Source organism: Myxococcus sp. AM011 (assembly GCF_013372595.1).
Classification (GTDB): Bacteria; Myxococcota; Myxococcia; order Myxococcales; family Myxococcaceae; genus Myxococcus; species Myxococcus eversor.
This window is the reverse complement of the sequence record NZ_JABXEM010000037.1, coordinates 1-12,977: the sequence shown is the minus strand read 5'-3', so window position 1 is coordinate 12,977 and position 12,977 is coordinate 1. Positions and strand designations below refer to the sequence as shown.

The 12,977-nt window shown below is 66.4% G+C and carries 13 protein-coding genes; 7 read left to right on the top strand and 6 right to left on the bottom strand.

Annotated elements, in window-relative coordinates:
* Nucleotides 1–25: 25 nt before the first annotated feature.
* Entirely contained in the window at nt 26–1,534 is a 1,509-nt protein-coding gene (locus HUW62_RS10315) for a hypothetical protein (protein WP_176434326.1), read from the bottom strand.
* A 593-nt stretch (nt 1,535–2,127) separates the two neighbouring features.
* Nucleotides 2,128–2,343, bottom strand: a complete 216-nt coding sequence (locus tag HUW62_RS49925) for an undecaprenyl diphosphate synthase family protein (protein WP_368670381.1) — start codon at nt 2,341–2,343, stop codon at nt 2,128–2,130.
* A 424-nt stretch (nt 2,344–2,767) separates the two neighbouring features.
* Between HUW62_RS49925 and HUW62_RS10305 the strand changes: the two genes are divergently transcribed.
* Both HUW62_RS10305 and HUW62_RS10300 read left to right on the top strand, forming a co-directional pair.
* Entirely contained in the window at nt 2,768–3,250 is a 483-nt protein-coding gene (locus tag HUW62_RS10305) for a hypothetical protein (RefSeq protein ID WP_176434324.1), read from the top strand.
* A 244-nt stretch (nt 3,251–3,494) separates the two neighbouring features.
* Nucleotides 3,495–4,202 (top strand): hypothetical protein, encoded by a 708-nt coding sequence (locus tag HUW62_RS10300; protein ID WP_176434323.1) that lies wholly within the window; start codon nt 3,495–3,497, stop codon nt 4,200–4,202.
* Between the two features lie 99 nt (nt 4,203–4,301).
* Here HUW62_RS10300 and HUW62_RS10295 read toward each other — a convergent pair whose 3' ends face one another.
* The 3 genes from HUW62_RS10295 to HUW62_RS10285 form a co-directional block, all read right to left on the bottom strand.
* Entirely contained in the window at nt 4,302–4,604 is a 303-nt protein-coding gene (locus HUW62_RS10295; RefSeq protein WP_163869322.1) for a hypothetical protein, read from the bottom strand.
* 208 nt (nt 4,605–4,812) lie between these two features.
* Nucleotides 4,813–5,625: a protein kinase gene (locus tag HUW62_RS10290; RefSeq protein ID WP_176434322.1), complete on the bottom strand. Its 813-nt coding sequence runs from the start codon at nt 5,623–5,625 to the stop codon at nt 4,813–4,815.
* Between the two features lie 177 nt (nt 5,626–5,802).
* On the bottom strand, nt 5,803–6,483 hold the full coding sequence (locus tag HUW62_RS10285; protein ID WP_176434321.1) for a DNA-binding protein: 681 nt from the start codon (nt 6,481–6,483) through the stop codon (nt 5,803–5,805).
* 223 nt (nt 6,484–6,706) lie between these two features.
* On the opposite strand from HUW62_RS10285, the gene HUW62_RS10280 reads away from it, so the two are divergent.
* Nucleotides 6,707–7,171, top strand: a complete 465-nt coding sequence (locus HUW62_RS10280; RefSeq protein WP_176434320.1) for a hypothetical protein — start codon at nt 6,707–6,709, stop codon at nt 7,169–7,171.
* An 88-nt stretch (nt 7,172–7,259) separates the two neighbouring features.
* Here the strand turns inward: HUW62_RS10280 and HUW62_RS10275 are convergent, their stop codons facing one another.
* Nucleotides 7,260–8,192 (bottom strand): type VI immunity family protein, encoded by a 933-nt coding sequence (locus HUW62_RS10275; protein WP_176434319.1) that lies wholly within the window; start codon nt 8,190–8,192, stop codon nt 7,260–7,262.
* A gap of 136 nt (nt 8,193–8,328) precedes the next feature.
* Here HUW62_RS10275 and HUW62_RS10270 point away from each other — a divergent pair, with 136 nt between their 5' ends.
* The 4 genes from HUW62_RS10270 to HUW62_RS10255 all read left to right on the top strand — a co-directional run.
* On the top strand, nt 8,329–9,624 hold the full coding sequence (locus tag HUW62_RS10270) for an AHH domain-containing protein (RefSeq protein WP_368670380.1): 1,296 nt from the start codon (nt 8,329–8,331) through the stop codon (nt 9,622–9,624).
* A 46-nt stretch (nt 9,625–9,670) separates the two neighbouring features.
* Complete coding sequence (locus HUW62_RS10265) at nt 9,671–10,396, top strand: hypothetical protein (protein ID WP_176434317.1); 726 nt, start codon at nt 9,671–9,673, stop codon at nt 10,394–10,396.
* Between the two features lie 176 nt (nt 10,397–10,572).
* Entirely contained in the window at nt 10,573–11,961 is a 1,389-nt protein-coding gene (locus HUW62_RS49920) for a M57 family metalloprotease (RefSeq protein WP_176434316.1), read from the top strand.
* A gap of 375 nt (nt 11,962–12,336) precedes the next feature.
* The coding region (locus HUW62_RS10255) for a hypothetical protein (RefSeq protein ID WP_176434315.1) at nt 12,337–12,977 on the top strand (641 nt) is incomplete at its 3' end.

The following is a 12,977-nucleotide window of genomic DNA, read 5'->3' as shown; positions in this document are numbered from 1 at the left end:
GGGCCTTCGGCGTCAACTCAACCGTCTACCACCCGTTCCGATAGACGGATTGTCGCACCGCTCCATCAGGGGCGGTGTAGAAGACATCGAGATGTCCAGATGCCTTGCTCACGGCGCCTGGCGCGAAGGACAGCTCACCGCCGAGCCACGTCCAACCGCTCCAACTCGCGCCATTCCAGCTGTTGATCCACAGGCTGTTGTCCGCGCTTCGGGCGAACACATCCAGCAGGTTGGCCCCTCGGGAAGCCACTGCGGGGGACGAAACGAAGTTGCCGCCCAGGGATGACCAACCCGTCCATGTGGTTCCATTCCAGGACTTCCGGATGATGGAGTTGTCTGTCCCCCGGGCGAACACGTCGATTCGGTTGGCGCCCCAACTCACCGCCGCTGGTTCCGACGCCAGGGTACCGTCGAGCGAGCCCCACGGGCTCCAACTGGATCCATTCCAGTAGGACTGCCACAGCTTGTTGTCGGGCCCCCTGACGAACAGGTCCATCCGGTTCGAGCCCCACGCGGCCACGGTGGGTCCCGAGGTGAAGTTACCACCCAGCGTAGACCAGTTCGTCCACGTGGTCCCTGTCCAGGACTTCTGCTGGATGGTGTTGTCGTTTGCCAGGGCGAACACGTCGATGGTGACTGAGTCCTTGCTCACCGCCACGGGGGCTGACGACAGGGAGATGCCGCCGAGCGAGCCCCACGTGCTCCACGCTCCATCCCAGTACCGCTGCCACAATTGGTTGTCGGCCCCTCGGGCGAATACGTCCAACCGGTTCGTGCCGCGAGCGGCCACCGTGGGCCCGGAGGTGAGATTGCCTCCCAGAGAGCCCCAGGGAACGCCATACGTCTGCTGCACTCCTCGTTGGTCCGTGACGCTGAGGTTGCCATCCCCATTCCACTGCGGATTGCAGTAGTTCATCACCGAGCTCAGGTCCCACGCGCCGATGGTCAGGTCACCATTGGAGCCCTGCGGGGGCTCGGTACAAGAGCCTGGAGTGTCCGCGCGGTTCTGCTCGTGGGCGTAGCCCAGGGCGTGGCCGAACTCATGCACGGCAATCGTTTCGATGCAGTATTGGAGTGTGTTCTGGCAGCTGGGGCCCCAGTTGATGAACGTGAAGTTCAGCACCACACCCGCGGAGACGCCGTTGAGAGTGTTTCCCAGACCCTTCGCATGCGGGCCGACGTCACTGATGTTGAGGCGGATGCCCAGGGTCCCTGCCGCGCAAGTGCCCCAGCCGGTGAATCGAATCCCGGAGCGGGCTTCCCACGTACGTGTTACCGCGTCGCGCACCCACTGCCGCTGCGTGGCGCTTCCCGCTCCTGGGTTCTCCCAGCATACGGACACGCTCATCGGCCGCCACAACCGCGCGGAGGCCACATAGAGGTCCGCCTCGCTATTGCGCATGTCCCCTGCGGGCGCAGTGCCGGGCTCCGCTGCCTCAGGTGCTTCCGTGGCGCTGCCACAGCCGAGCAAGGTTCCCAACCCCAATGCAGCGAGCAACACCGCCCCCCGGCGGGATGCGATTCCAATCAGCATGGCGTCCGTCTCCACTCTTCTTTACCAGACGGGCCAGGAATGGTCCTTTCGTCTTGGCAAGGAAGTGGGACGACTCTTTGACAGGTCTGTCTGACATGCTGTTAGTGAATAGTGCGTGCCGGCGCCGATCTGGTTGCGGCGGATGTTTCCTGTCTTGTTGTTGCGCACAGGCGCGCTGGGGAGACGAGAGAGAATGCGGAAAGGCAAGCTGGGTGAGCGGGCTTGCCCGCACGAGCCACTTCCATGGCCCGCACGCATTTGACAGCAGCAACCCCACGCCCTGCTGTGACTTCCGAGGACCGAGGCACCTTGAACGGACGCGGATGCTTTCCTGGCAGGGCTCTTGTCCTGAAATCGCTGGGTGATGTTGGACCATTCTTGGTTTCCGGTCTTCTTGATGTCAGGGTGTTCCGCGACGCACAGGGGCAATTCCATGTCACCGCCTGATTCGCCGACATCGAAATACATCTACATGCCAAGCGATCTGCGCCGCAGTGGGAAGAAAGTTGTACTCCATGAGGCGCTGAAGGCTCATCTCGTCACGGACCAGGCCCATTTGTCGGAGCCATGCGACATGTTCGGCGCGAATCAGGTCAAGCTGGGAGTATGTCTCCGATGGAAAGTGGTGTGCCTGCCGCGGCGTGTTCTGCCAGCAGTGCACGCATGGCGCAGGCAATCTCATCTCGTCCACTAGAGGCGACCGCGATATTCACATTCATGCGGATGGCCTGTTCCGTGCGTTGTGTCGCCGATGTCAGTGAGTCCGCGACAGTGGCGGGCCGCATCGAGATGTCGCCAAGAAGCCGTATGCGCGCCAGCGCCCATCGGCTGCCAGCTCATCAATCAGGTTCGTGATCGAGACGAGCAGCCCGCTGAGTTCGGTGGGATCTCGACGCAGGTTCTCTAGCGATAGAATCGGCTGGACCCAGTGGGTCTGCCCCTATGAAGGTCGCACGAACCTGCGGAACGGCCCGGAAGAGGACGGGACGGCAGGGGACGCGGAGGGATGCCGCAGTGGAGTCGTTCCGGGCGGGTGCGAGGTAAGGGCGCGAATCTACTGGGCTTCTGCACCGTCCATACGAGGGCTCGGTTCCTTCTGCCCCCCATCCAGCGATCAGCGTCGCGAGGAGCGCTCGGCCGCGAGGAGGTCGAGCGCGCGGTCGACTTCCGCGGGGCAGAGGAAAGCGCATTCTCTGCTCCGGCAAACGGCCGTCGAAGGGTATGAGGAACACCATGAGCGCCGAGAGCACACCTACCGAGCCCGAAGTGATGGAGCCTACGTTCTGGCGGAAGAATGGCTGGTCGGCCCGGGTCATCAAGTACGAGGATGATGACGGCTGGGCCGTGGAGATCCGCAAGCAGGGGATCGCCGAGCCCGTCCTCATCAGTCCGTGGGTGATGGGCCGCGACAAGAAGAACCCCAAGCCCTTCGATGCGCCAGCGTTCGCGACCTTCGTGAAGACGGCCTCGGAGGTCCTCGACCGGTCCGCGCGACAGCGCGACCAGGCCATGACGCGGAAGCTCTCCATCGCCTGGGAGGGCCGCTGGTACGAGGTCCGGCTCGAGCTCGTGGCCGATGAGTATGATCCCCACGCGCTGCTCCTGGCCATCGACAACGCGGGCGCGACCGTCGCGAAGCATCGCGTGTCCACGAACTTCAAGTTCAGCAGAGACGTCGCCAACGAGTGGGTGCGCGAAGGCTTCCCCGAGCCCTGAGCTGGCTGTCCTCGACGCCCGGAGTGGTCCCCGGCCACTTCAGGGCTCCGGCGGGTAGAGACTCGCGCGTGGAGGAAATGGCAGTGCGATTTCCGCAAAACATGCGGAATCCGCATCCACGCACTTCCCCGCAGCACGGTCTGTCATGAGGACACGCGGCGCGGACGCGAGGTTCCGGGGGCCCCTCCGCTCGAAAGCCTGACGTGCGACGAGCCTGGAATGACAAATGCTAGGGAAACCTCCCATGAAAATCCAAGCATGGGCCCTGGCGGGCATGGTGATTCTGGGCAGCGGCTGCATCTCCAGCATTCGGACCAGCAGCCACTCATTCCTGGATGCGAAGGAGTCCGAGGCGCTCCTCCAAGGAGGCACGGATGACGCCGCGCGGCGCATCACGGAGTTGATGAGCAAGCGCGGCTTCCCGGTGACGGAGAAGCAAGTCCGCAAGGACAGGAGCGTCGTCTATGTCTTCAAGGGACAGCGCACGGCGTTGACCACGGTGTCGGGGACCAAAATCGTCAGCGGCTCCACGAACACGGTGGGGTCCGTGTTCTTCGTGCTGCTGACGCCCCGCGAGGACGGCGTCACCCGGATGGACTTGATTGGCAAACCCACCATGGACGGCCGCGCGGTGTGCAGTGACGCCCCGCCCGCCTGGGTGCCGAGCTGCGACAAGAATGTCATTACCGGCTCGCTCTGGCACGGCCGGGACCAGATGACCGGGAAGGAGGAGGCGGAGGCCATCCGCGGCATGCTGCTGGAGCTGGGGTTGGGACAGACCAGCGGCCCTGGTGCGTTGATCGCCAGGCCGGAGGCTCTGCCCGAGGCCCCCACCCAGCCGACCTGCGTCGCCTCGGAACATCCGGATTGGGCGAGCGCCTCGGCCGTCGAGAAGAAGAAGCTCCTGGAGATGTGCCGTGCGCCGGCCGCCCAGTCCGCCGACGCGATCTGACACCCGGTCAGTTGAGCGCCGACAGCTCCGCGGTGCTTCACCTCGCCCTCGAACTCCGGGCGCCACGCGCACCTTGCGCGCGTGGCCCCGGGGACCTGCCTACCGCGCGGAGTCGTCCTGCTCGGAGCACGCCGAGGACGCGTCGACGTCCTCGGAGGACATCAGCTCCTCCTCGATGTCCTCGGCCGTCAGCGTGGGCACGCACGTCGTACCCGAATGATAGAGGTCCGCCCACATTCCGCAGGTGATGACTCGCGAGGTCCAGGGCACTGCACACTTGAGGCTGCACGACTCGAACTCTTCACAGGCGATGTCACAGTCCAGCGGCAGCGCCGACGCGGACAATGGAGCCAGCACCAGCGCCAGGACACCCGCGAACGACGACTTCGAGATGAGTTTCATGTGGTCTCCGCGACAGGACTTCGGGTTGAGCAAGCCGTGCCACGTCACACGGCGGCGCAATTATCCAGCTTAAGCCGGAAAACATCAAAGTCAGTCATGCCGGGTCGGGCGCCACTCCCCATGAATGGACGGAACACCGGGCGACGCGCACGCGAGCGCCATCGGCGGTGAGTCGCTCGGGATGTGGCCCGCCGGGCGCGGCGGTGGCTCACGGCGCTTCCAGCACCGTCTCCTGGTTCGGGAGGCCCGCGCGGGGTTCTCCCATCGCGGTGCGCACCCACCGCGCCAGCTCCAGCGGGCCTGCGTCCGGGCGTGCGCGTCGCGGTGGGGTGAGCATCCGGTGAAGGGCCTCGGCGGAGGCCACGCGGTCCTCCGGTCGCCTCGAGAGGCAGGCGTGGAGCACGGGCCTCAGGTCCTCGTCCACGTCGGCCAGGGCGCCGAGCTTCGCCTCGCGGATGTTCTCCAGGGTCTCGAAGGGCGTCTCCCCGTCGAAGGGCCTGCGCCCGGTGAGCAGCTCGTGCAGGAGGATTCCGAGCGAGAACAAGTCACTGGTGGCGCCCAGCACTCCGCCGCGGGCCTGCTCCGGGGACATGTAGCCGTAGGTTCCCTTGCGCACGCCGGAGCGCGTCTGGTCCTTCGGCAGGGTGGCCTTGGCGATTCCGAAGTCACCCAGGTCGTGCACGCCCACGAGGTTGCGGTGGCTGAGCCTGGCGCCCAGCCTGCGATGTGCCCCACGGCCGCGCCTCGGGGACTCAGGGCGAGCGCCACCAGGGTGGAGCTCATTCCACGCAGGGCCCCCACGCCGCGCGCGCACGGTGCGCGGGGCAAGTCGTGCGCAGCCGAGCAGCAGGTTCTCCTCGGAGCTGAGCTTCGGGAGCGGCCGGAGGGGCCATGTGGTCTCCGAGTCGCGGGCCACCCCGTCCGCGACGACGAACAACCCCAGGTCTCCCCGGCTCACCCAGGCATCCTCGTTGTGCGCACGGCGTCCCACGTGCGTCCATCCCGCGCTGTCGATTCGCATGGCCTGCTCCTCCAGTGCCCCGCTGCATGGGCAAGAAGGAGTCCGCCGCCAGGGCCCCGAAACGACGTGGGCGCCTGGGGTGTGCGGTCCCCAGGACGCCCGTTCGGCGCTCCCTTCACTGGGGAGCCTGGACCCCAGGGGGGCGCCGGAAAAGGCAGACGCCGTTGATCGTCGGAATCAGGGCGCGACGGTCAGGTCCCCGGGAGACCGGGGCGCCACCTCGTAGGTGGTCTCGTACTGGGCGGCCAGTCCCACCACGGTGAGGGTGTCTCCCAGCTTCAGCGCCTGCAGCCCGCTCGCGTCGAAGCCGGCCGAGACGTGGACGAACACCTGCACCTCACCCGAGCCGTCATTCACGTAGAGCTTGTAGCCGTAGGGCGAATCGTCCTGGAACGTCTGCGTCACGTCGCCCGTCACCTTGATGAGCTGACCCTCGACGGACTCGTTGACGGCGCCGGTGGTCACCGTCTTCGCGGAGACAGTCTGCGAGCCGCTCAGCAGCTCCACGTCCTCGGGATTGGCCTTCAGGATGCGCAGCTTGTTCTGCTCGTCGAGCGTCCCGGTGACGCGGACGCGGGAGCCCAGATTGAACGACTGCTTCTGCTCCATCTTGACGTAGACGCCGCTCGTGGCGTCCTGCAACGCGAAGCCCTCGTCGCCCAGGGCCGAGGCGAACGCTCCGGGCTGGACGCTGACGTAGCCCTCGATGGTGGCCTGCGTCCCTGTCGCCTGCGCGCGCGCCTCGGCGATGGGAGTCGAAGTCGACTCGTCCGAGTCGTCACAGGCGGCAATGAAGACGCACAGCGCGGTGAACAACGCACGGGAGAATCGCGGAAAGCTGCTTTCGAATGGGGTCATGCCGCCCCTTAACGCGGAGCGGCTCTCGTGAGCAAATCAACAATCAAAAGGATTCCGCGCGGCTTTGGCGGGCTCGGTGGGGACAGCCCGGGCGGATGCGTGAACAGAACGCATGTGAAGCACCTTACAGTCGGCGCCAGCATGGCATGGAGCCCTCCCAATGTCGGGATGTTTGGACTGAACTTCCCGACGTTGCCATTCACTCGTCTGGGAGGACGACGCCATGAAGAACTCCATGACCCTGGATGCGGGGCTCGAAGCGATGGGCGAGGCCACCGCGGCGCGGTTGAAGCTGACGCCCGAGCAGCGGGTGCTGCTCGCGAATCATGTCGACGCCGAGGGAGATGAGGCAAAGGCCGCCATGGTGCTCGGCGAGGCCGTCGACATGCCCTTCAGCATGCCCATCGTGGGAGGGATGGGCTCGCTCACGACCGAGAGGCAGATCACCGCCTGGGTCAGCCTCTCGGGCTATTTCCAGGTCGCCGCGCCGCCGGAGGGGACGTGGAGCATCCGGGTGACCGACATGGCCCGGAGCGGTCGACTCGTCCTGGCCGCCCAGGGAATCCCGTGCGGCCAGCAGGTCCCTTTCTCATACAGGACGGGAATCACGTGCCAGCTGAGGTTCTCCGTCCAGTGGAGCCAGGCGGACGACACCACGCTCCAGGGGCAGGTCCACACCCGCTACTGAGCCACCTTCAACGGGCGGCTCGCCGGAGCGCGGTCTCGAAATGGGCGGTCACGCAGCCGGAGCTGCTCGCTCGGGCTGCCGCGTCTCATCATCCGCCCAGCCTTCGATACCATGCGTCGGTCCGGGCAATGGCATCCTTGCCGATCCGCAACGCCATTGACTGCTCCGCCGCGATTTCAATCCAGGGGGCCAGCAGCCGATGGACCTCCCGGTAGAGAGGGAGCGTGTCCCCTTGGCTGACATCTCCGAACAGGGGCCTTGGCCCCGCCTGGATGAGGGTGCCATGGCGACACTCAATCAGCTCGATGTCGCTCGGAAGCTGGCGCCGCAGGACCATGGCGCCGCCGAGCTGCTTCAATCTCTCGGAGTCGATCATCGTCAGCCAATTCACTCCGGGGATGCCATCACCGCCGGCCGCCTTGGCGTCGAAAGGGATGCGGACGATGTTGATCCCTGGATGACGCATCGACATGTCCCACGCATGTGTTTCGCTCGCCTGCTTGTCGTAGCGCGAGCACTCGAAGGTGAAGCCCGCGAGTCCACTGCGGAAGGGAAACACATCAGCCAGTTGCCGCACGAACGCGAGCATCTCGCCCGGCGTTTCCTGGGCGGCTCCCGCTGGGAGCGCCAGTGACAAGATGTTGGCCTGGTTGCTCGCGTCCACGTTCCAGATTTCATACTTGGCGACAGGCGCCTCCTCGGGGCCCTGGCTGGCCTTGAGTTCCAGCGCGAGGTAGTTCTTGCGAGGCGTCGTCGGCGCAAGCCACGCGCCGAGCAGGCCGAGCACCCGCTTCGTGACGGGCTTGTGGGCCTTCATGGTTTCGGTGGCGTGAAACGTCAGCCTCTCGGGCGGACACCGGGCCAGGAACAAGTCCCAGGTGGACAGCAACCCGGCGGCCTCGTCATAGAACGAGCGATGGGTGTACAGGTTGATGCCGAAGACCAGTGAGGTCAGCCTGATGTCGCCCTGAATGAGTTCGAGGCCCTCGGGCATGAGGGTGGGGGGACGTTCGGTGACCATGGAGTTCCGGGAGGCTGGTGCTGGGGTGGCGTGACGCGGGAGCATAGCCCCTGTCTACCTCCCGGGAGGTAGAGCCAATCCACACCGACTCCTGAGATGAATGGCGTGTCGAAGGCCTTCATCTCCAGGAGTTGGCGTGAACGTTCCATGGGTTGCCGTGCTGCTGATGCTGCCGGCCGGATGTGCGACAGCGCGTGAGGTGCGGCTCGACGTCGGGCGGGGCGAGCCCATCGTCTACACTCCTGTCGAGTCCGACCCCATCGAACTGGATGCGGACGCCTTTGGAAGCGCGCTCACCCGCCTCGCGCTCGAGCTGCAATGGGAGTCAGCGCACCAGGAAGCGGGGCCTGGCCGTGCGGCGGGTCCCTCCGCGGCCTCATCCCATGAGCGCACCTGTCAGCGGCAAGGCTCTCCGACGAGGTGTCTCGGGCTGCTGGCGAGAGGATTCGCGGTGGGCCCCCGGGAGCGACACATGCTGGCCCTCGCGTTCTCCCTCGACCCGGTCTGGAATGAAGTCGAGGATGCTCTCGGCGAGGCGGTGAACCCCCTCGTGTGGCGAGCCATGGTGGCCAGCCTGGTGGAGGCGGTCCTCTCCAGGCCCGAGGAGCGTGAAGCCATCGCGACCGTGGCGACCCTCATCGCGTATCTGGGCACGGGGCCGGTGTGGACGCTCCAGCGGGGCTTCCAGCGCCTCCAGGAGGAATCCCGGGACGCGCGGAGCCTCGAGGAGCTCGAGGGCGCGGGGCACCGCTTCGGGCGCATCCTCGGCGACAGCGGCACGCGGGTCCTGGTGCTCGTCGCGCTGTCGATGCTGGGCGGCGAGAGCGGCATGGCGACCGAGGTGCACGCGCTGCCACGCTTCGCACGGGCGGCCGCGCGAGCCCAGATGGAAGGCGGCTTCCTGCTCCCAGCGGCCTTGCTGGGCGAGGTTCAGTCGCTCTCACTTTCCTCGGCGGGGGAGCTGAACGTGAGGCTTGTGCCCACGGCCGTCGCCGCCGTGGCCCTGGGCTCGGGTATCGGCGTGGAGGCCTGGCCCGCCGCGAGTGTCGTGCAGGGGGACCCGGAGGGTGTCGTCCATCACATCTGCGCGGACGTACACGACGTCGCGGAGATGGCGGGCGACGCATGGGCGCCGGAGTTCGAGGAGCTCTTCGCGAGAGCGGAGATGAAGCTCAGCGCCCCCGAGAATCAGGTCCGCATCCGAGGGCACCGGGGGCCGCACTCCCGCGAGTACCACAACGAGGTCTTCAGGCGCGTGGCCCTGGCGACAGGGGGCTGCCGCAACCCCACCCAGTGCCGGCTCGCGCTGACGGACGAGCTGGCGAAGATTGCCCGGGACCTCGTGCACGAGAAGTCCGTCCTGCGGAAGCTCGTGACGGACAAGGGCGTCTCGTCGAGAGTTCAAACCGAGCTGTTGGAAGCCGGGCGATAACGCGCATACTGCCTTCGTCAGCCGCACATCGACGAGAGGTGGTTCCGTGAGACATGCGTGCTGGGCCCTCGGCGCCATGCTGGTGATGACCGCTTGCGCGGCGCCCTCGACGCTGAGCCCCATGGCCATCCGGCTGGCGCCCGGGAGCGCGCGGCACGTCACGACGCGCGGCGGGCTGCGCACCGGGCCCCGGTTGACCGTGCCTCTCCAGGAGCCCGAGTCCTTCGAGGGCAACGACAAGCCCTTCTCGTCGCCCCAATGGGCCGTGGCCTACGACTTCGACGTCATGGTGCCCGTGGACGGGCCCACCACCCAACTCCACCTGGGCTTCCAGGGCGAGCTGGGCTGCGGCGCGGACACGGACATCAGCTGTCCCGTGCCCGTGCCTGGCTACGGCCTGTCCATGGGCCTGTCACACCACCTGCGTTGGGGCCGCTGGAGCCTCGCCCCCGCGTTCATTCTCCGTGGGGCCACGGACTTCGGCCTCGGCAGCGAGGGTGGGCCCGGCAGCATGTTGGGCGTGGAGGGGTCCCTCTCCCTGGGCGTGGACCTGGGCGGCGCGACCGTGGGCGTGGTGCCCTTCTTCGGCGTGCACCGGCTCATCGTGTCCGAGCGGACCGTCAGTGCCACCTATTCGGGTCTTGCGCTGGCGGGACACTTCGCGATGGAGGAAGGCTCCTTCATCGAACTCACCGCGGGGGCCGGCCACGTCAAGGTTCGCGGAGTGGAAGGCTGGTGGGTGCCCATTTTCGGCCTGCGCGGGGGCCCGTGAGCAGAAATTTTTGACAGTGCATGATGTCTTGAATCCCGAGATTCGAGACGGATTGCTCATCCAGAGTTGTCGCTGAGGGTTTGGGGTGGGGGCGCGCTATGAGACATGGCGCGCGGCCACGGTGGGAAGCCCACGCCGGGCGGCGCGTTCCCTCGTAGTCAGATAGACGAGCATTCATGTTCAAGCAGGCAGCAGTCCTCGCGGTGACCGGTGTCGCATGGCTGGTTGGTTGCGGCGGTATGGACCCGCGGATGGAGAACGAGGAGATCATCTCCAACCTCATCGAGGCCGGCTATCCGGCCAGGGACATCCGGGTCATCGACGAGGCTGTTTTCGTGGGCGGAGACACGCGTGTGACGCTCCAGGCCTCCCGAGAGATGCTTCAGGCCCCCCCGGGGAGCGCCGAGCAATACAGCTCGACCAACGTCGTCGGTCCCGGAGTGACGAAGATCTGCATCAACCCCACGGCCGGATACAACAGCTACTCCAATTTGAGCCAGGGGCTCGACCTGGCCATCGCCAACTACAACGAACTCGGTCTGCGATTCACGTTCGTGCGCGGTTCGACGATCGGCTGCTCCGCGACCATCGTCGCGGCGATCTCCATCAAGGAGAACAACTGGGCGGACTTCCCTTCGTTCGGCCTGCCCGGCGGGTCCATCAACATGCTCCCCGCGCTGGACACCTACAACCTCGACATCAACGAGCACATCATCACGCACGAACTCGGCCATACCCTCGGCCTGCGCCACACGGACTACTACAACACCAGCATCAGTTGCCTTCGCCCATACCCCGACCCCGAGTCAGATCCGGAGAATGTGGGCGCCATCCACATTCCGGGGACGCCGACCACCGCCGTCTACGACGGGTCCGTCATGAACGCCTGTTCCAACCTCGGCAGTACCGGCGAGTTCACCAGCACCGACGCCACCGCGCTGAGAGCCCTCTACGGCCCGAGCGAGGTCCCGAACTGCTTGAACGTCGACCTCACGGTCTTCCGAGGGCAGACGGGGGCCCAGGGTCGCTGCACCTGCTCCTCGGGGGGCTCAGGGCCTGTCTGGGGAACGAATCTCTACACCGATGATTCGAATATCTGCACCGCCGCGGTGCACGCGGGTGTCATCTCCACCAGCGGTGGGACGGTGGTCGTCGAAATCCAGCCGGGCCAGAGCACCTACGTGGGGACCACCCGCAACGGCGTCACCACGAACTCCTACGGCGCCTGGGCGGGGAGCTTCCGCCTCATCGGTGCTCAGACGCCTCAGCCGCCGCCGATCTGCTCCAGCTTCAACTTCATGTCCTATCGTGGGCAGAACGGGACGCAATTCCGGTGCAACTGCCCGACGGCGAGCCTCGGAGCCTCGATCTGGGGGACGGACCTCTACACCGATGACTCGGATGTCTGCACGGCGTCCGTGCACGCGGGCGTGATTGCCTCCACTGGTGGACAGGTGACCGTCACCATCCAGCCGGGGCAGGGCGGCTATGCGGGCGCCACCCGCAACGGTGTCACCTCGTACGCCTACGGTTACTGGCCGGGGAGCATCTCCCTCAGCCCGTAATCGCCCCGTCGGCGATGGGCGGCCCGGAAAGCAGTGCTCCGGGCCGCCGCGTTCAATTCGTCCCATTCAATGACAGACCCCGGAGGACCCACGAGTGTGAGTGCCCACCCGGGTCACTTCGAACCGTGTTGTCCTGCCTGGGAGAGGTCACCGTGACGGATGTGGCCGGCTTCCAAGCGGTGCCGGAGCAGGGCGCCGAGCAAATCATCCGAGACCTCATCGCCCGCGGCGAAATCAATCTCGTCTTCGAGCCCGAGAGGCGGGTGTACGTCGTCGGCCAGTTGGTGAAGCGCGCGGATGGTCGCCCGTGTCCGCGCCGTGAGCACGAAGGCGCTTGCTCGCGTAGATTGGCGTCCCTTCCGCTGGAGTCGCCACGTGCGCAATCTGGATTTCAGTTCCTGGCAGGCGCTCCTGTCGACGCTGCTCGGCCTCGCCATCTTCACGCTGCTCGGCGTCGGCATCCGCCTGCTCGCGATGCAGACGATTCAGCAGCGCCGCGAGCGTGAGAACCGGCAGATCAACGAACGCCTGCGCACGTTGATCGCCGCCTACAAGACGCTCGGCGGCTCGTTCACCGGAGACCTCGCCGTCGACCCGACGCACCTGCGCGAGCTGCGCCAGCGCGCCGCGCTCGCTGGCGCTCCCGCCGTGGCCGTCGCCGAGTCCGTACAGGCGGTCGAGAGTCTTCGTCCAGGCGATGACCGCTCGCGCCGCGTGCGGGACGCAGTCGAGGCGGCCCTGTCGGACATCATCCTGCTCGGGACCGAGGACCAGGTGCGGCTCGCGGCCAAGGCCGCCACCGAGCTCGCCGAAGGTCGCCCGATTCACACGCACGACCTCGTCGTGTCACTGCGCGACTTCATCCGCACGGTGCTCGATCTCGAGCCAGTGCCAGCTTCGCTGGTGATTCCGAAACAAGGCCCAACCCGTCCCTCCGCGGGCGGCGCACGCGGCAAGGGCGAAGGCGCGGGGAAGGATGACGCGCGACAAGGCGGAGGCAAGGGCACGGGTGGAGG